Origin of the sequence: Winogradskyella sp. (genome assembly GCF_965228925.1) — a bacterium.
Classification (GTDB): Bacteria; Bacteroidota; Bacteroidia; order Flavobacteriales; family Flavobacteriaceae; genus Winogradskyella.
In genome coordinates this window covers 1,267,711-1,286,142 of the sequence record NZ_OZ245845.1, presented here as the reverse complement: position 1 = coordinate 1,286,142, position 18,432 = coordinate 1,267,711, and the positions used below count along the sequence as shown (strand labels likewise).

Genomic DNA, 18,432 nt, shown 5'->3' with positions numbered 1-18,432 from the left:
TCGAATAAAATAAAAATGCACTTCAATATACTCTAATTTCGTGTCAACTAAGTAAATTAATGATGATAGTTAACCCTCAATTATTTAACTACAGATTAATTATAAGTTCTTTATTGGTCGTTTTAACAGTTTTGGGAATTTATAGTTTTACAAACTACAAATCCATTAAATCCTACGAAGAATTCCTAAAACAAGAAAAGATTTTGATAGAAAAAGAGCTATCAGAAATGTTAACAAGTTATGATGAACTGAGCCAAGATTATGATCTTATGTCTTCGCAGCTCCAAGAAGCAAAATTAGAAACTAAAACGGCTTTAGATTCTTTAAGATTATTAAAAAGTGACTTATCAATAATCACCCGATTTAAAAGCCAACTTTTGGTATTAAAGACTAAGGGCAAGGTGCTTTTGGCTACCATAGACTCTCTTAATTCTGCTAATCTAAAATTACAGAAAGAGAAGCGCTATGCCATGAATACTATAGAACAAAAGACTTTGGCCATAAATGCCTTAGAAGAGGCTAATGACGCTTTAAACAAAACTATAGATGAAGCTGCCATTTTAAAAGCCAATGGAATAGCGGTAGAAACGTTTAAGATCAATAACTCAAAAAAGAGATCCACACTTAGGGCAAGACGTGTTAATGCCATGGATGTCTGTATCCATCTTACGGAAAATCCTTTGACGGAAAAAGGCAAAAAAGAAATTTACATCCAAATTGTGAGTCCTGACAATAATATTATTGCGGATAAAGGAGAGGTGTTTTTTGACAATTCTTCATTGATTTACAGCAAGAAAGAAATCATTAATTTTGACAATAAAGATTTAAATATTTGTTCTACGGTGGCTACTTACAAAGAAGATCGGCCACTAAAAAAAGGAGTCTATTTCGTAAATGTCTTCCACGAGAACAGAAAATTAGGAAGCACTAGCATTCAACTAAAATAAATTCATTTTATAAATTTTGTGAAACCGCTCTATTAATTTGAGCGGTTTTTTATTTTTGCAGCATGGCAAACGAGGACAAATTCAAAAAAGTAATCGCTCATGCAAAAGAGTATGGTTACGTATTTCAAAGTAGTGAAATCTATGACGGTTTAAGTGCCGTTTATGACTACGCACAAAACGGAGCTGAGTTAAAGAAAAACATTAGAGACTATTGGTGGAAAGCAATGGTACAAATGCACGATAATATTGTAGGTATCGATGCGGCCATTTTTATGCATCCAACAACGTGGAAAGCCTCAGGTCACGTCGATGCTTTTAATGACCCTTTGATTGATAATAAGGACTCTAAAAAGCGCTATAGAGCTGATGTTTTGGTAGAAGATTTTAGAGAAAAAATTCAGCAGAAAATAAATAAGGATATTGCAAAAGCAAAGAAGCGTTTTGGCGATGCTTTTGACGAAAGTGAATTTAGGTCTACCAACGGCAATGTCTTACGTCGTCAAAAACAAATCGATGAGATTACGGCCGAACTAACCAGAGTGCAGGAAGACAATGATCTCGCAGGTTTTAGGCAACTTATATTGGATTTAGAAATTGCATGCCCAGTTTCTGGAAGTAAAAACTGGACTGAGGTTAAACAGTTTAATCTTATGTTCGGCACACAGTTGGGGGCATCGGCAGATAGCTCTACAACGGTGTATTTAAGACCAGAAACGGCTCAAGGTATTTTTGTCAATTTCCTCAACGTACAAAAGACAGGTCGTATGAAGATTCCGTTTGGTATCGCCCAAACTGGTAAAGCCTTTAGGAACGAAATTGTTGCCAGACAATTCATTTTTAGAATGCGTGAGTTTGAACAGATGGAAATGCAGTTCTTCATTAAACCAGGTACACAAAAGGAATGGTTTGACTATTGGAAAGAGACCCGTTTAAAATGGCACAAGTCTTTAGGTATGGGAGATGACAACTATCGCTTTCATGATCACGAAAAGTTGGCCCATTACGCAGATGCCGCGACAGATATTGAGTTTAACTTTCCTTTTGGATTTAAGGAATTAGAAGGCATCCACTCACGGACTGATTTCGATTTGAGCCAGCACGAAGAATACTCTGGCAAAAAATTACAATATTTCGATCATGAAGAAAACGCCAGTTATACCCCTTATGTATTAGAAACTTCTATTGGTTTAGACCGTATGTTTTTGGCGGTATTCTCTAATTCTTTAGTCGAAGAAACTTTAGAAGACGGAACCAAACGCGATGTTCTAAAATTACCCGCCGTACTAGCCCCGACAAAGGCAGCAATTCTTCCTTTAGTGAGAAAAGATGAAGCCTTAACAACTATGGCTAAGGACATTGTGGAAGAGCTTAAATGGGAATTTAATGTGGCCTACGATGAAAAAGATGCTGTCGGTAGGCGTTATAGACGACAAGATGCTGCTGGAACGCCATTTTGTATTACGGTTGATGGTGAAAGTATTGAAAACAATACCGTAACCATACGTCACAGGGATACCATGGAGCAAAAACGTGTAAAGATTGAAGCACTGAGAGACCTCATTAAACAGGAAGTCGATGTCAAGCATTGGTTGATGCGTATGTGATAATACAAAGCAATTGAATATCAAAAAAAGCCTGAGTTGTCATCACTCAGGCTTTTTTTTAATTACTTCAAAATCTATAACCAATATAAAAATCAAACTTAATAAGAGCATCAACGTCCGCATTACCTAACAAATTTCTCCCTGCTCCAAATTTAGCTTCAAACACAAAGCCAGTGGTATTAATCCATTTTTTTCCTACCGAAAGTCCGATGGAAATATCAAATACATCTTCATTATTAGCGTCACCGAATAAGGAATCTTCCAAATCAAAATCACTAGAAAAGAACGATGTAAACCCCTCTACAAAAAAGCCTTTAGCGCCATAGTCTTCCTTAGTCTGAAAATACATGCGATAATATGGCGTTAAAGAGTAATTTTCAAACCAATCGTTACTAGAATCAAAATTTGCCAGTACGTAGGCCCCAACACCTTGATTGGAATCTATAATATACTCATAACCTCCTTCAAAAATAGGGCCTGCTAGTAGTTTTATCACTCCTAGACGTACCTCATGCTTAGTATCAAAAACCTTATCCTTTTCATCTTCTGTGCGGTCTTGTGCGCTAATAGATGCTGTTGCTAAAATGGCCAAAAGTGTAAGGCCTATTGTTTTCATTTTCATAGTTTGTTTCATTAATTGGTATACCTATCAGATACAAAAACTAGAAAATGGTTGCGTAAGAAAGCTCTTAATTTTAGAAATACGCCTTTAACTGAATGGTCCCTGTATGGATGACTTGTGAGGTCTCTGTCTTTCTTCCAAAATAATTGAGGTTAAGGTCCAAGAACTTGGTCAATTTTTTTTGCGCTAATAAGCTCCATGTAAAGTTTTGGCCTGGCTGCAAACCCTCTAACATTTGATAGGCCACAGGTGTGTTAGGGTCGCCTTCAAAGCTGTTTTGAAAAACATTAAATTCACCGGTCAAGGCAATTTTTGCCGCTTTATTATAGGTAAAGGACAAGCCATAATTTTGCTGTGCCAAAGATTCCAAGCTACCAATGGTATTGTTCTTAGAAGTGTATTGGTAAAACACATCGAACTGCGCATTCTCACTAAACAGATAGGATAATTTTGGCTGAAAGCGTTCCTCTTCAATATTAAAATTTCTAGTCGCAAAGTTTTCACTTATACTCTCATCGGTTCCAAAACTAGCCAAGGCATTGATAAGCCAATTTTTGGCAAACTTATGGTTAAAGTTCAATTGATGATTGGTCAGCACATTTTCTTGAAAACCAATGGACAATAAACTGCGGCTTGTATTGGTTAAAAACGTATAAGACGTCGTGTAGCGCTGTTTTCCTCTGTTATAGAATAACACATTTCGCACACTATTATTTAAGGCCAATTGGTTGTCTTCATCACCTTCGAAAGGGTTGAGATTAAAATTGTTACCCTCGCGTCGTACTTTTCTATCAATTAAATATGAGGTCTGGTTGTAAAAGTGTGAGAAGAACTTTTTGGTCTTATTCTTGGATTTGCTCCACTGAATTGGATTAATCGTTAGCGTTTGGCTCAATCGGTTTTGATGGGTTCTCACAAACACCTGATTGGGCAATAAGACTCTGATATAATTGCCTTGATCCGCAAACTGAGCAATCTCAAATTCGTTAAGTTCCTGTATCCCGTTCTCATTGTAATCGATCCAAGTGTAGGTACCTTGGCCCGCTTCCACCTCCACATAAGTAAAATCTTGTTGTGGTAGAGTTCCCGAATTGGTCTCAAAACTAGTATTCCATAGAATGAGATTGTTGAATAATTTCTGGTTGTAGTTTAATCGGCTGTTCAAACTTTGCTCATCTTCGGAGGTATTGTCCTCTGCCTTTAAGTCCCTAAAATTGACAAACAACTGTAGATTCGTGTTTTTATTTTGAATCAATCGCGATTTCAAGTAATAGGTATTAGAGGCATTGACACGTTCTACCAGATTGTTTCGCAGACTATCATTAAAACGTCTTATATAACCTATTTCAGTATAGACCTTAGTACTATCTCCTATACCTACGAAGGCCTCATAAGCTGTGAATTTTTGGCTTAATGGCGTCAATGAGTCTGTTGCAATAACAGTTTGTTCGTTGTCTTCAACAGCAAACTTTGCGCCTATCCATTTGTTATTTTTAGCAAAAACAGCGCGATTAAACGATCTTAAAAAAGTGGAACGATTTACAGTGCTTTCACTATTTAAAAAACTAGTATTCGAGAAGATATTCACATTACCCAGTTGCAAATTGGCTGAGGCGTTATGTCGACTCCCATTAAAATTACTGGCGTAATCCAAATACTCAAAACTATATGAAGCCGTTCCTTTTTTGGCATGGGATAGTTGCAATCCTGAGGTCAGCAACAGTTGATTGCCAATAATATTATTCCCTTGGTCATCCCTATTATCCTCTAAATTCCAATCACGAATAAATTCCGCTCTATATAAGCGCTGAATGGTTCTAAAATTCTCTTGAATGAAATCCGTATCAATTAAAGCAGATAAATTCCAAAGGCTATCGGTTTTTATCAACTTTTGGTTGACACTTAATTTTCCTGCAAAACCATCATTATCGTCATCATCGATACTCGAGAATAGGTTAAGATCGTTTTTACTTCCAGCAAGCTCAAAAAACACATTGGTCTTATCTCCAGGCTGATAGCGCCCATTTAAAACCGCAATTTGCAAACGCTCTGGTGCCACTAATTGTGAAATGGGGGCGTAGTCGCCCTGAGGGACTCCACCAACTGGAGGAACGTATTCAAAAATATTACTTACCGCATCGTCATTAATAAGTACATAATTGCCTTGATTAGCACCTACTAATGTAAAACTAACACTGAACAATTCGTCATCCGGATTTTGGGAAAACACAAACACTTCCTCATCGTCGATGATTTCTTTTCGGTAAAGAATCCTGTTTTCCGAGAATGACTCTTCTGTTGCGGAAGAGGCCACCATGAGACGCGTATCATCGCCAGCATCTGCTAAAACCTGTGTTTGCTCTGCTGATAAATTTTGTTGTAGTGGTTGGTTTTTAGCATCACTTTCGGAATACACGGAAACATTTAAACTCAGCTTTTCCGTCTTAAATGATCCACCACCAAAGACCGTAAAACGCGAATAGTTACGCTCACTAAACTGGTAATCCACGGTAATACGCATTTCTGAAGTAATCGGATACGTCGAATTAAAAATAATCTCACCTGCATTGTAGTCAATAATGTAATCCCTATTCTCACCACGCTCTAAAGGAATCCCATTAACGTACACCGTTTCACTCCCAGAAACGACAAGCACAAACAATTCATTATTGGGGCCTCTTAATTTATATGGTCCTTGATTACCCTCTTGTGCGGTAAACTGCGTTGTGGTAAATTGACCTCGTACCAAGGCACCAGAGGCAAACACCGTCGTTTTTTCACTAAGGTTGGCATTGACTAATAAGCCCTGGACACGCTTTGAAAAATTGGCAAAGTAACTATTGGTATTTATCAAATCGATGTCTCCTGCCCGAATGTTCCAATTATCGCTAAATAGCTCGATAAACACTTGATCAAATTCATCTAAACGCTGCGAGTAACCGCTTTCTTGCAAAGGAATATTGGCATCTTGTATCGATGCTCTTAATGATACTTTGTCGCTTAACTTTCCAGAAATCTGCAAATCCAATTCACTGTTTAAAACAGAATTCTGATTATTCCCAATAGTCACCCCTCTAGAGATACTACCAGAAGTAGTTAAACCTTCAAAAGGTGTAAATGCATTTCGCTTTTTGGTGTTTTGGAGTTTGTATAAAGCTTGGGCTCCAGAGGAGCGATCAACAATCACCTTATCATCTAATTGTTGGTACACCTTAGTTAAGAAGTCTGGATATCGTAAGTACTCTATTTGTATGGTATCTATAGGAATAGGTTGCTTAAACTTTAAAAGGGCTTTAGCATAGTCTATGGAGTATAATGTCGAATCCAGTACCTGCCCTTCTTTAGTTTTCACTAAAAATTTTGAAGAATTAATACTGACCGAATCAATCTGAATGGAATCCTTTACCGCAAAACGCTTTTTTCTATAATTACTAGTTTTCTCTTGAGCATAACCCCAAAAAGAAATACATAATAGGAATAGAAATAGCGCTTTTTTCATCTGCAGATCCTTATTTTTTTAAATCGGTCAGATGGAACATCTTTAAAATTTTCTACGATTAGATTTAAAATTAGTAATTGATGTTTCATGTAGAATAATAACTACTTAAAACTTGAAATATTTTATTGTTAAAATAGGCTCAAATTAATAGTGTAAAAGTAGCTTATTATTTAATTTAGACCCTTAATTGGCCTTTGGCAAAAATAATTCAACCGATTTAAATTATGAACATCGCATCCTATAACGTCAATGGTATTAGAGCCGCCATAAATAAGGGCTTCATGGAATGGTTAAAAGCCTCAAATCCAGATGTTATCTGCTTACAAGAAATCAAAGCTCTAAAGGAGCAGCTCGATTTACAGCTATTTGCGGATGCGGGCTACGAATACAATTATTGGTTTAGCGCTCAGAAAAAAGGCTATAGTGGTGTCGCTGTCTTGTGTAAAAGTGAGCCCAAACATATTGAATTTGGCACCGGTATAGCATCCATGGATTTTGAAGGTAGAAATCTTAGGGTAGATTATGATGACGTTTCCATTATGAGCATGTATTTACCTTCAGGCACCAACGATGCCAGATTAGCTCATAAATTTGAGTATATGGATCTTATCCATGCCTATTTGAATAATCTTCGTAAAGAAAAACCAAACCTCGTGGTCTGTGGAGATTATAACATTTGCCACGAACCTATCGATATCCACAATCCTAAAATGAAAGGCGTTTCTGGGTATTTGCCCGAAGAACGCGAATGGCTCGGCCACTTTATCGATAGTGGCTTCATCGATAGTTTTAGATACTTACATCCCGAAAAACAGGAATTCTCATGGTGGAGCTATCGCGCCAATGCCAGAGCAAATAATAAGGGTTGGAGATTGGATTATGCTATGGTTAGCGAACCTTTACAAGAAAACATTAAACGCAGCGTTATACTAACCGAGGCCGTGCATAGTGACCATTGCCCCATTTTATTAGAACTCGATATTTAATATTATAGTCCCATATTTAAATTGTCCCCTCGAGGGGTGTAAAAATGACCTAAAAACTTTAAAAATGATTAAAAAAAATTTATTAATAGCCGTTGCTTTATTTACACTAACGTCATGTGTATCCAAAAAAATCTATACCGATCTTGAAGATAAATATGCTAATCTTAAAAAGGAGAATAGGCAATTGACCGACGATCTTGAATCGCTTACGGCCGATAAAACCAAATTAACTAATGACCTCAACAGTCTACAATCAGCCTACGACGATGCGGTAAAAGAAAGAGATCAATTGCGTTCGGACTATGCTGCTGCCAAAACCAATCTCAATAATTTAAAAGCCTCATACGACGCTCTAGAAAAAAACAGTTCTGCTGAAATTGCAAAAAATTCTAAAAAGAACAGGGAGCTTTTGGCAAAGCTCGAAGCTAAGGAACAAGCCCTTGCTGCCGAAAGCGAACGTCTGGAAAACCTTAAGAAAGAGTTAGACAATCGTTCTAAACGCGTTGCCGAACTCGAAAGTGTTATCGCTGCAAAAGATGCCAATATGCGTACCCTTAAGGATGCCATCTCAAAAGCTTTAACGAATTTTGAAGGGAAAGGACTAACTGTTGAACAAAGGGACGGAAAAGTATATGTATCTATGGAAAACAAACTCTTATTCAAATCTGGAAGCTGGTCTGTAGGCACAGAAGGCCGTAAAGCCGTTCAGCAATTAGGTAATGTATTAGCAGAAAATCCTGATGTCGCTATTTTGATCGAAGGGCATACGGATAATGTTCCATATAAAGGCAGCTCACAGTTAAATGGCAATTGGGATTTATCCACCAAACGTGCCACCGCCATTGTCAACATCTTAAGAGAAAATGCCTCCATAAACCCTGAGAATCTAACTGCTGCTGGACGTGGTGAATATGCCCCAGTGGCTACCAATGACACCGCTGCTGGCAAAGCAAAAAATAGACGAATCGAAGTGATTTTGACACCAAAACTCGATGAGATTTCGAAATTATTGAATGATATATAATTGTCATTCCTGCGTAGGCAGGAATCTCATTATGAAACTATAGTTTAATTTAAAAGATTCCTGCTTTCGTAGGAAATGTTATGAAATACACCACACTACCCAACACCGATATAAAAGTTAGTAAAATTTGTCTTGGCACCATGACCTGGGGCAACCAAAACACACAAGACGAAGGTTTTGCTCAAATGGATATGGCTTTAGATAAAGGGGTTAACTTTTTTGATGTGGCCGAACTCTACCCTGTACCGGCCACAGCTGCTACTTACGCAGATACCGAACGTATTATTGGGAATTGGTTTACTAAAACTGGGAATAGAGACAAGGTTGTTTTGGCAACTAAAATCGCGGGACCTGGTGATTATACGGCTCATATCAGAACTACAGGATTTAGCAAACATGCCTTAAACGAAGCCGTCGATAATAGCTTAAAACGTTTACAAACCGATTATATTGACCTGTACCAGTTGCACTGGCCTGAACGTCAAACGCAGTTATTCGGCATGCGAGATTATGTTCATAATCCTAGCGATCCTTGGGAAGATAACTTTAATGAAATTCTTCATCATCTAGACGAGATTATTAAATCGGGTAAAATAAGACATATTGGTATTTCTAATGAAGGGGCTTGGGGTACAATGCGCTATTTGGAGGAAGCTAAATACAACAATTTACCTCGAATGATCACCATACAAAATGCTTATTCACTATTGTGTAGACCTTTTGAGGGGGCACTGGCTGAAATTGCACATCGGGAGAATATTGGGCTCTTGGCTTATTCACCTATGGCTTTTGGGGTTTTATCTGGAAAGTACATTAAAGGGACGGCCGCCGATAATGCACGTTTAAAATTGTTTCCACGATTTGCGCGTTATAGTGGAGAACAAGCCACTGAAGCCACTAAACGCTATTTAAAGATTGCTGAAGATCACGGTATGACTTTGGCCCAAATGGCATTGGCTTTTGTGAATGAAAGACCATTCTTAACTAGTAATATTATAGGAGCTACCAATTTAGAACAGCTTGGAGAAAATATTGATAGTATACATATTTCGCTTTCCAAAGAAGTAATGGACGCTATAAACACAGTTCATGCTGAGATTCCTAATCCGGCGCCTTAATATTTGTAGTAATAAAACAAAAAGCCCAATTGAATCCCGATAGTTATCGGGACAATTGGGCTTTTTTCTAATAGATATTATTTGATTTCGTTACCATCTTTATCAAAAAAATGATATTCAAGATAAGTGTAAGCATCTCTAGGTAAGACTTTTACCCATTTTTTATGTTCAAAGAACCACTTTGTACGAATCGATGGATACCCTTTGGTGAGAAAGGCCGCTATAAAAGGATGTGCGTTCAACGTTATCTTTTTATAGTCTTTTTTAAGAAGTCGCTCTAAATCTTGTTTTATGCGCTGTACCACTTTAATTGGTGCTTCTATTTCATCACCTCCTGCAAGATTAGGGTTCTCTTCTTTGGTTTTAATATTGCGCTCTGGCCTAACGCGTTGTCTGGTAATTTGCACTAAACCAAACTTACTCGGCGGCAATATTTTGTGCTTTGCTTTGTCGTCTTTCATCTCATCGCGGAGATGATTGTAAAGTTTTTTACGGTTTTCTGCTCTTCCCATATCGATAAAATCGATAACGATGATACCGCCCATATCGCGCAAGCGCAATTGTCTGGCAATTTCAGTGGCAGAGATAAGGTTAACTTCTAAAGCCGTATCTTCTTGGCTTTTTTCTTTATTAGAACGGTTACCGCTATTAACATCTATAACATGCATAGCTTCGGTATGCTCTATAACCAGATAAGCGCCTCTAGCCATGGAAACAGTTTTCCCGAACGATGTTTTTATTTGGCGTTCAATACCAAATTTTTCAAAAATCGGAATTCCGTTTTTGTAATACTTTACAATAGACTCTTTTTTTGGTGCAATTTGCTGCACATAATCTTTTACTTGTATGTACAATTCTTCGTCATCTACCACGATACCAGAGAATGAATCGTTAAAAATATCCCTTAAAATCGAGGACGCTTTATTCATTTCTCCCAGTACTTTTGTCGGGTGATGGGCTTTGTACAACTTTTTACACATTGCTGTCCATCTTGCCAGCAAGTTCTGTAAATCATTATCGAGCTCGGCAACTTTTTTGCCTTCTGCTACAGTACGAATAATTACCCCAAATCCCTTGGGCGTGATACTTTTTACGAGTCTTTTTAATCGGTCTTTCTCTTCTTGTGTTTCGATTTTTTGTGAAATTGAAATACGGTTAGAGAATGGCACCAAGACAATGTATCTACCAGCAATAGACAATTCTGAACTAATGCGTGGCCCCTTCGTGGAAATGGGTTCTTTTACGACTTGTACTAAAATCGATTGATTGGATTTTAAGGCATTGGCAACCGCGCCATGCTTATCTAAATCCTTTTCAAATGGAAAGTCTTTGAGTCTATAATCTCTTAATTTCCCTGTGCTTACACGTTTAATGAATTTTAAAAGTGAAGGGAGTTTTGGTCCAAGATCATGATAGTGTAAAAAACCATCTTTTTCGTAACCTACATTAACAAATGCGGCATTTAGACCAGGAATAACTTTACGTATTTTGGCAATAAATATATCACCGACCGCAAAGTTGTTGTCCTCTTCATCTTTGTGTAATTCAATAAGTTTTCCATCTTTTAATAAGGCAAAATCAACAATATCTGAACTCGATCTTACGATTAATTCCTTGTTCATAATGTTAATTTATATCTTGACAACAAACGTCAAGATGGATTTTACTAAATTATTTGACACAGGATTCCGATAGTTTATCGGATGATCCAACAAATTATGATGTACTCTATTATATACATCTAATTTTATATCAAAGAACGCTTTTTAAAACTGAAAAAAGTAGTCTTAAAACTACTTTTCCCCAGCTTATTTCTTTTTGTGACGATTAGCGCGTCTACGTTTTTTACGCTTATGCGTCGCTACCTTGTGTCTTTTTCTTTTTTTACCACTTGGCATAATTAATAATGCTTTTTTTAATTAATATTTTTTTAAAGTCTTAGTTAACTTCAACATTAGATTTTACACCTTCTAAAAACACTTTAGCTGGTTTAAAAGCTGGTATGTTGTGAGCTGGAATTTTAATCGTCGTATTTTTAGAAATGTTACGACCTGTTTTTTCAGCTCTGGTTTTAATAATGAAACTTCCGAAACCTCTTAAATATACATTATCACCACTCTCAAGAGATGATTTTACTTCTTCCATAAAGGTTTCTACTGTAGCTTGAACGTCACCTTTCTCCATACCTAACTTATCAGATATCTTAGCTACTAAATCGGCTTTTGTCATTGTTATTAGTTTTAGGGTTACTATAAATTCTAAGGGATGCAAATATAGGTAATTTAATTTCAATATTTCAAGCGTAATTAATTAAAATTTAACGCAATAAAGAATTAATTTTGTGCTAGCATTGAAAAAGTGAATGAATTTTAAGAACGAACTAATTGACTGGTATTCAGTAAATAAGAGAAGTTTACCTTGGAGAAATACCAGAAATCCATATCATATTTGGCTGTCCGAAATCATTTTACAGCAAACTCAAGTTAAACAAGGGTTGCCTTATTATGAATCTTTTGTTAAGGCTTACCCAACCATTTTTGACCTTGCAAATGCCTCAGAACAAGAGGTTTTAAAGCTCTGGCAAGGACTTGGTTACTATTCGAGAGCGCGAAATTTGCATAGCACGGCTAAACATATAGCTTTTGAACTCAAGGGTGTTTTTCCCGATAACTATAAAGATCTCATTAAATTAAAAGGTATTGGTGATTATACGGCAAGCGCTATTGCTTCCATAGCGTTCAATGAGGTTGCCGCAGTAGTTGATGGCAACGTCTATCGCGTACTAGCGCGTTATTTTGGAATCGATACACCGATAAATTCAACGGCCGGAATTAAAGCTTTCAAAACGCTTGCAACTTCGCTTATAGACAGAGAACGACCTGCAGTTTTTAATCAGGCCATTATGGAATTTGGAGCAACACATTGTAAACCCAAGAACCCCTATTGTATGGTTTGTCCGTTGAACGATAGTTGCACAGCCCTACAAAAGAACTTAATAGACCAGCTTCCTGTTAAATTGAAGAAAACCAAAGTCACTACTAAATATTTTAATTTTTTGGTATGCGTTGATAAACATAAAAACACCATAATCGAGAAGCGTATCGGCAAAGGTATTTGGCAAAATCTTTTCCAGTTCCCATTAATAGAGTCCAATAGAAGCTTATCCTCAGAGGAATTTCATTATTTGGATATTCAAAATAGTATTTTAAAGGATATTGCCTTTGAACATTCACTTTATAACCAAGACGATATCGTTCATAAATTGTCCCACCAACATCTTCATACAAAATTTTGGATTATAGAGACCGATGAGCTCCCTAAAGAAGCTATTTCAATTCATCGATTAAAGTCTTATCCTACTCCCGTTCTTATAGGCGACTTTATTAATACCTTTAATTTTAACAAGCTCTAGAACTCACAATTTTTTATTAATTTTAAAGATAGGATTTCAAAATAACTACCTTTGTAGGCTAAATCAATTTTATTATGTCAGGAACGTTAAATAAAGTCATGTTAATCGGGCATTTGGGAGATGAAGTAAAAATGCACTATTTCGATGATAGAAATTGCGTAGGTAGATTTCCGTTGGCGACTAATGAAACCTACACCAACAAGACGACTAATGAGCGTGTTTCTAATACAGAATGGCATAATATCGTTGTAAGAAATAAAGCCGCAGAAATTTGTGAAAAGTACCTTAGCAAAGGAGACAAAGTCTATATAGAGGGGCGTATTAAAACCAGAAAGTGGACAGATGATAAGGGTATGGAACGTTACTCAACTGAGATACAGTGTACCGACTTTACATTCTTGACCAACAAGAACGAACAGCAGCAAGGGCAGCCTTCTACAACCTATCAGCCTGCTCAACCGCAACAACCTACTCAAAATCCTGTTGTACCTGAAGCTGATGACGACGACGACTTACCATTCTAATTTAATATATTCATATCTTGGATCCTGAACCCTCGGTTTTATTTTCAAATATATTAGTTTCCAATACTTCATTTATTACGAGTGTCGTATTGCTATTTATACTACTGGTCTGTTCAGCATTGATTTCTGGAGCTGAAGTTGCACTCTTTTCATTGACAAAATCTAACATCGACGAAGGTATTGAGAATAAATCCTCAGCCATGCAAATTATTGCATCGTTACTTGAGCGGCCTAAAAAAATATTAGCGACCATTTTGGTGGCTAACAATTTTATCAATATCGCCATAGTACTGTTATTTGCCTATATAGGCGAAACGCTTTTTAGTGATATCACCAATACGATAGTACGGTTTTTATTAGAAGTGGTTTCTGCCACATTTTTGATTTTACTTTTCGGGGAGATTATACCAAAGATTTACGCCAGTAGAAACAGTGTAAAGTTTTCGTCGTTTATGGCCAGACCATTGAAAATATTAGATGTTGTGTTTTCTCCGATTAGTCTCCCAATGCGTTATGGGACGCTAAAAATCGAAGACCGGTTTGGAAAGCAGCGATCCAATCTCAGTGTTGATCAGTTGTCACAGGCCTTAGAATTAACAGACGATAACGATACGACCCAAGAAGAACAAAAACTACTTCAAGGGATTGTTTCTTTTGGCAATACGGATACAAAACAAGTGATGCGACCACGTATGGATTTATTCGCGCTCAATATAGAGACCCCATTTGAAGCTATTTTAGAAGAAATCGTTGACAAAGGATACTCGAGGATTCCTGTTTATGAAGAAAGCATTGATACCATTAAAGGGATACTTTACGTCAAAGATCTACTACCGCATTTAAACAAGCAAACATTCGATTGGACACGTCTTTTGCGAGAACCCTTCTTTGTACCAGAAAATAAAAAGTTAGATGACCTCATGGTGGAATTTCAAACTAAGAAAGTTCACCTTGCTGTCGTCGTTGATGAATATGGTGGCACTTCGGGGCTTGTCTCACTTGAAGATGTCATTGAAGAAATTGTAGGCGACATCAGTGATGAATATGATGATGATGATCTCATTTACACCAAACTCGATGATTATAACTATAGTTTTGAAGGCAAAACACCCCTAAAAGATGTCTATAAAATTATAGGCATAGAAGATGAAACCGAGGATTTTGAAAACCGTAAAGGTGAAGCCGAAACACTCGCTGGTTTTGTTTTGGAAATTTCTGGTGGTTTTCCAAGGGTAGGAAGTAAAATAAATTTCAAAAATTACGTTTTTACTATTGAAGCTCTTGAGCGCAAGCGTATAAAACAGATCAAGCTTACTTTATTGAATACAAATCTATGAAGCGCCTAATCGCACCTATATTGAGTCTCTTCTTATTAGGTTGTGGAGATGATCCACTACCTAAGCCCAAGGGCTATTTAAGATTAGAATATCCAAAGGCTATTTACAAAAAAACTGTAGTTCCACTTCCATTTACTTTTGAGAAGAACACCTTATCAGCGCCTATCCCGAACGTAAAAACATCGGGTAAAACTAAAGGAGTCGACGTAAAATACCCATCTCTCAAAGCTACGATATATCTTACCTACAAGGAAGTTAGAGATAATAACTTGGATAGTCTACTTCGCGATGCGCAAAACCTTACTCAAAAACACACGATTAAAGCCGATGAGATCTCTTATAACCCTTACGAAAACCATGAGCATAAGGTATATGGTATGTTCTACGAAATAGGAGGTGACGCGGCCTCTCAATCCCAGTTTTATGTCACAGACAGTATTAACCATTTTTTGAGTGGATCTTTGTATTTCTATGCAAAGCCCAATTACGACTCTATATACCCAGCTTCAGAATATCTAAAAAAAGACATTAAACGTCTTATGGAATCGGTACGTTGGGAAGAGTAATTTTCTTAACGAGATAAGACATAAAAAAAAGCAGCCATCAGGCTGCTTTTTTGTCCTATTTAAATACTTCTAATGTACTAGAAGTTGTATCTTAAACTTACGTTATAAGTTCTACCATCAGTATTAAAGAATCCGAATCTGTCTGTATTACTTAATACCACTTCATCGAAAGCATTAAATACGTTTCCTCTCAATACTAATGAGTCATTATTTCCTAACTTATAGGTATAGGTTAAACCAAAATCAGTTAAGATGTAAGCATCAAGTTTACCAACGTCCTTAGTTTGAATATCTGCAAAAAATTCGTGCTGATAAATATTATCAAAATAGTTGAAGCCACCATCTACAGATAAGCCTTCTATAATATTTGCACTTGCCGATAAACCTGCAGTAGTTTGCGCAATTCCCGGAACTCTTACACCATCTCTGTTTTCCGCGGTACTTGAGGTAATTAAATCACCTGTATCCTCATTGAATATGTCAGAGGTACTAGATCCTTCAAACTTCCAACTACCTGCTGATAAATATCCATTTATTCGCAACCAGGTTACTGGACGAAATATGAAATCTAATTCTGCACCAATATGTTTTTGGTTAATACCTCTTTCAAAGAAGCTAACTTCTACTTCTTGACCATCAATAATTTCTATTCCGCCACCTCCGACAAGAACTCTATTTTCCCATGTTGTATGATAAAAGTTAGCTGAAGCTGTAAAGTTATCTCCTATCTTAAATTGGTACCCCGCTTCAAAACCAGTAATATCCTCGTTATCCACTTCTGGGCTTACAAGATCATTGCTACGTCTAATTTGTTCAAAGACATTATCTAAAAAGGGTTGTCTCGAGTAATACCCTGCATTAAAGAAGAATTTATTAGCATCGTCCAAGGTGTAAGCTACACCACCCTTTAAGTTAAATCCAATCTTGTTTAACTTATCGGATTCACCGCGATCTGCATCAGAATAAGAAACGTGTCTTCCTTCTCTTACATACGATTGATTAGACACTGCTCCTTGAATAAAGGTAGAGAATTTATCTGTTGAATATTCCAATTGCGTAAATACCCCTTGGTAAGTAATAGTTTCTGAATAGTCGTAATCGATACGGTCTTCTTCATCGGCAAAATTAAATAATGCTGCCCAAGGATCCGCTTCAAAAGTCTCAGTATAAGTCACACCATCTTCTTCCCAGCCTTGTAAACCATATAAGTCAACAATTTGTCTAAAGTGATCCCCTACGTAATATCTTAAATCCGTACCTACATTAAATGATAAGTTTTCGCTTAATTCGGTATTAAAGTTCGATACGATTCCATACCAGGCATGGTTATTCATAGACGCTCTTCGAATGTAACCAGGACCATCATCACCGCCCATAGAAACACCTATGGCCTCATTGGCTTGCTCTATAGCAAAGTAATCAACTTGTCCATCATCAGTTCTTATACGTCCCTCACCTCTAGGGCCCGTTCCACCACCACGTCCAAACGAGGCATATAATACGGTAGAAAGGCTAGATTTATCGCTTATGGTCCAGTCCCAGTTTAAGTTGATAACTGGCTTGTGGTAAAAATTACGTCTTTCAGAATCTATTTCTGATGTATACTGACCATTAACCGCACTTTCAGTGAATCCCCAGTGCTGGTTGAATTTTGGATCGCGATCTATAGTCGATTCACTTTGTGACCAACGTTGACCGTGATATTGAGGAGCACCTGTGATTAAGAAGTTAAAGGCGTGATTGTCATTCGGTTTATAACCTACAGCAAAGAAGTAGTTTTGCCCTTGACCAAATGTACCACGTGCCCAGCTTCTGTGCGCTTGCCAGTGGTCTACCAAGAATGAGAAGGCCCATCCTTTGTCATTAACTCCAGTATTATATTCGGCAGTTGTTTTAAAATAACTGTCGTTACCAGAAAGAAAACGTACAGAGCCACCTTGTTGCTTTTCAGCGGCCTTCATAACGATGTTCACAGTACCACCAACGGATGAGATTGCTAATTTTGAAGCACCCAAACCACGCTGTACCTGCATAGCATTTGCTATGTCAGATACACCTTGCCAGTTAGACCAGAATACTCTACCGTCTTCCTGAGCGTTAATAGGCTGTCCGTTTAATAATACTGCAGTGTTGGTGTCATCAAAACCTCTAACAAATAGAGCACTGTCACCAAAACCACCACCACCTGGCGATACGAAAACAGAAGGTGTGCTTTTAAGGATTTCCGTAACCTCAACGTTACCGACACCTTTTAATTGAATTTCATCTTTTCTAATAGTAGACACAGCGACAGGTGTTTTTCTGTCTTCAGCAAGGTCAATTACCCCAGACCCAATAACAACAACCTCATCAAGGCTATCAGGACTTAAAGTAATGTTTCCAAGGTTGGCGTCACCATTAAATGCAATTGTCATAGGCTTAAAACCTACATATGAAATTACAATCTCACCAGAAGTGGAATTTGTAGTAATAGTGAAATTACCGTCAAAATCGGCAGTAACACCATTAGATGTTCCCTTCTCTAAGACGTTAGCACCGGGTAAGGGTGAACTCGTCTCCGCATCTACTACCGTACCAGTAATAGTCGCTTGAGCAAAAGCTACTGTAGTGAATAGCATCATTACAGCTGCTAATAAAAATTGATTAAATTTTTTCATATAAAATTTAAGTTAATTGGTTTCTGTTGTTGGCGCAAAATTACGTATCAAATTGGTTATAACATTATCAAAATGTTAAGAAATTTAACAATGCCAAGTTAATTATACTTTTAGCAATTTTTATGCACGCATAATT

General features: G+C 37.2%; 14 protein-coding genes. 9 read left to right on the top strand and 5 right to left on the bottom strand.

Translation table 11 applies throughout. The features are described from left to right. Positions 1 to 59: 59 nt before the first annotated feature. Both ACO052_RS05340 and ACO052_RS05335 read left to right on the top strand, forming a co-directional pair. Complete coding sequence (locus tag ACO052_RS05340) at positions 60 to 947, top strand: hypothetical protein (RefSeq protein WP_422106964.1); 888 nt, start codon at positions 60 to 62, stop codon at positions 945 to 947. 62 nt (positions 948 to 1,009) lie between these two features. Further along, positions 1,010 to 2,551: a glycine--tRNA ligase gene (locus ACO052_RS05335; RefSeq protein WP_422106963.1), complete on the top strand. Its 1,542-nt coding sequence runs from the start codon at positions 1,010 to 1,012 to the stop codon at positions 2,549 to 2,551. Between the two features lie 67 nt (positions 2,552 to 2,618). On the opposite strand, the gene ACO052_RS05330 is transcribed toward ACO052_RS05335, so the two are convergent. After that, positions 2,619 to 3,167 carry a hypothetical protein gene (locus ACO052_RS05330; RefSeq protein WP_422106962.1) on the bottom strand — a complete coding sequence of 183 codons (549 nt, stop codon included), beginning with the start codon at positions 3,165 to 3,167 and terminating at the stop codon, positions 2,619 to 2,621. A 79-nt stretch (positions 3,168 to 3,246) separates the two neighbouring features. After that, positions 3,247 to 6,672, bottom strand: a complete 3,426-nt coding sequence (locus ACO052_RS05325; protein ID WP_422106961.1) for a hypothetical protein — start codon at positions 6,670 to 6,672, stop codon at positions 3,247 to 3,249. Between the two features lie 224 nt (positions 6,673 to 6,896). On the opposite strand from ACO052_RS05325, the gene ACO052_RS05320 reads away from it, so the two are divergent. From ACO052_RS05320 to ACO052_RS05310, 3 genes are all read left to right on the top strand, one after another. Further along, positions 6,897 to 7,658, top strand: a complete 762-nt coding sequence (locus tag ACO052_RS05320) for an exodeoxyribonuclease III (protein WP_422106960.1) — start codon at positions 6,897 to 6,899, stop codon at positions 7,656 to 7,658. 64 nt (positions 7,659 to 7,722) lie between these two features. Continuing rightward, positions 7,723 to 8,682 (top strand): OmpA family protein, encoded by a 960-nt coding sequence (locus tag ACO052_RS05315; protein WP_422106959.1) that lies wholly within the window; start codon positions 7,723 to 7,725, stop codon positions 8,680 to 8,682. Between the two features lie 80 nt (positions 8,683 to 8,762). After that, the gene (locus tag ACO052_RS05310; protein WP_422106958.1) at positions 8,763 to 9,800 is read left to right on the top strand and encodes an aldo/keto reductase; all 1,038 of its coding nucleotides are present in this window, start codon (positions 8,763 to 8,765) and stop codon (positions 9,798 to 9,800) included. Between the two features lie 77 nt (positions 9,801 to 9,877). Here the strand turns inward: ACO052_RS05310 and ACO052_RS05305 are convergent, their stop codons facing one another. Beyond that, positions 9,878 to 11,422, bottom strand: a complete 1,545-nt coding sequence (locus ACO052_RS05305; RefSeq protein ID WP_422106957.1) for an Rne/Rng family ribonuclease — start codon at positions 11,420 to 11,422, stop codon at positions 9,878 to 9,880. A gap of 316 nt (positions 11,423 to 11,738) precedes the next feature. Beyond that, a complete protein-coding gene (locus tag ACO052_RS05300; protein WP_076619727.1) occupies positions 11,739 to 12,029 on the bottom strand; it encodes an HU family DNA-binding protein in 291 nt (96 codons plus the stop codon). A gap of 133 nt (positions 12,030 to 12,162) precedes the next feature. Between ACO052_RS05300 and mutY the strand changes: the two genes are divergently transcribed. The 4 genes from mutY to gldD all read left to right on the top strand — a co-directional run bounded on the left by mutY (position 12,163) and on the right by gldD (position 15,639). Further along, positions 12,163 to 13,212, top strand: a complete 1,050-nt coding sequence (mutY, locus tag ACO052_RS05295; protein ID WP_422106956.1) for an A/G-specific adenine glycosylase — start codon at positions 12,163 to 12,165, stop codon at positions 13,210 to 13,212. Between the two features lie 74 nt (positions 13,213 to 13,286). After that, positions 13,287 to 13,736 carry a single-stranded DNA-binding protein gene (locus ACO052_RS05290; protein ID WP_422106955.1) on the top strand — a complete coding sequence of 150 codons (450 nt, stop codon included), beginning with the start codon at positions 13,287 to 13,289 and terminating at the stop codon, positions 13,734 to 13,736. A gap of 17 nt (positions 13,737 to 13,753) precedes the next feature. Further along, a complete protein-coding gene (locus ACO052_RS05285) occupies positions 13,754 to 15,073 on the top strand; it encodes a gliding motility-associated protein GldE (protein WP_422106954.1) in 1,320 nt (439 codons plus the stop codon). Next, the gene (gene gldD, locus ACO052_RS05280) at positions 15,070 to 15,639 is read left to right on the top strand and encodes a gliding motility lipoprotein GldD (protein ID WP_422106953.1); all 570 of its coding nucleotides are present in this window, start codon (positions 15,070 to 15,072) and stop codon (positions 15,637 to 15,639) included. Before ACO052_RS05285 ends, gldD begins: the two co-directional genes overlap by 4 nt. Positions 15,640 to 15,716: 77 nt before the next feature. On the opposite strand, the gene ACO052_RS05275 is transcribed toward gldD, so the two are convergent. Beyond that, the gene (locus ACO052_RS05275; RefSeq protein ID WP_422106952.1) at positions 15,717 to 18,296 is read right to left on the bottom strand and encodes a carboxypeptidase-like regulatory domain-containing protein; all 2,580 of its coding nucleotides are present in this window, start codon (positions 18,294 to 18,296) and stop codon (positions 15,717 to 15,719) included. Positions 18,297 to 18,432: the final 136 nt, after the last annotated feature.

Excerpts from the sequence above, each read along its gene's own strand:
- ACO052_RS05340 (WP_422106964.1), top strand. The coding sequence starts at position 60 with ATGATGATAGTTAACCCTCAATTATTTAACTACAGATTAATTATAAGT.
- ACO052_RS05335 (WP_422106963.1), top strand. The coding sequence starts at position 1,010 with ATGGCAAACGAGGACAAATTCAAAAAAGTAATCGCTCATGCAAAAGAG.
- ACO052_RS05330 (WP_422106962.1), bottom strand. The coding sequence starts at position 3,167 with ATGAAAACAATAGGCCTTACACTTTTGGCCATTTTAGCAACAGCATCT.
- ACO052_RS05325 (WP_422106961.1), bottom strand. The coding sequence starts at position 6,672 with ATGAAAAAAGCGCTATTTCTATTCCTATTATGTATTTCTTTTTGGGGT.
- ACO052_RS05320 (WP_422106960.1), top strand. The coding sequence starts at position 6,897 with ATGAACATCGCATCCTATAACGTCAATGGTATTAGAGCCGCCATAAAT.
- ACO052_RS05315 (WP_422106959.1), top strand. The coding sequence starts at position 7,723 with ATGATTAAAAAAAATTTATTAATAGCCGTTGCTTTATTTACACTAACG.
- ACO052_RS05310 (WP_422106958.1), top strand. The coding sequence starts at position 8,763 with ATGAAATACACCACACTACCCAACACCGATATAAAAGTTAGTAAAATT.
- ACO052_RS05305 (WP_422106957.1), bottom strand. The coding sequence starts at position 11,422 with ATGAACAAGGAATTAATCGTAAGATCGAGTTCAGATATTGTTGATTTT.
- ACO052_RS05300 (WP_076619727.1), bottom strand. The coding sequence starts at position 12,029 with ATGACAAAAGCCGATTTAGTAGCTAAGATATCTGATAAGTTAGGTATG.
- mutY (WP_422106956.1), top strand. The coding sequence starts at position 12,163 with ATGAATTTTAAGAACGAACTAATTGACTGGTATTCAGTAAATAAGAGA.
- ACO052_RS05290 (WP_422106955.1), top strand. The coding sequence starts at position 13,287 with ATGTCAGGAACGTTAAATAAAGTCATGTTAATCGGGCATTTGGGAGAT.
- gldD (WP_422106953.1), top strand. The coding sequence starts at position 15,070 with ATGAAGCGCCTAATCGCACCTATATTGAGTCTCTTCTTATTAGGTTGT.
- ACO052_RS05275 (WP_422106952.1), bottom strand. The coding sequence starts at position 18,296 with ATGAAAAAATTTAATCAATTTTTATTAGCAGCTGTAATGATGCTATTC.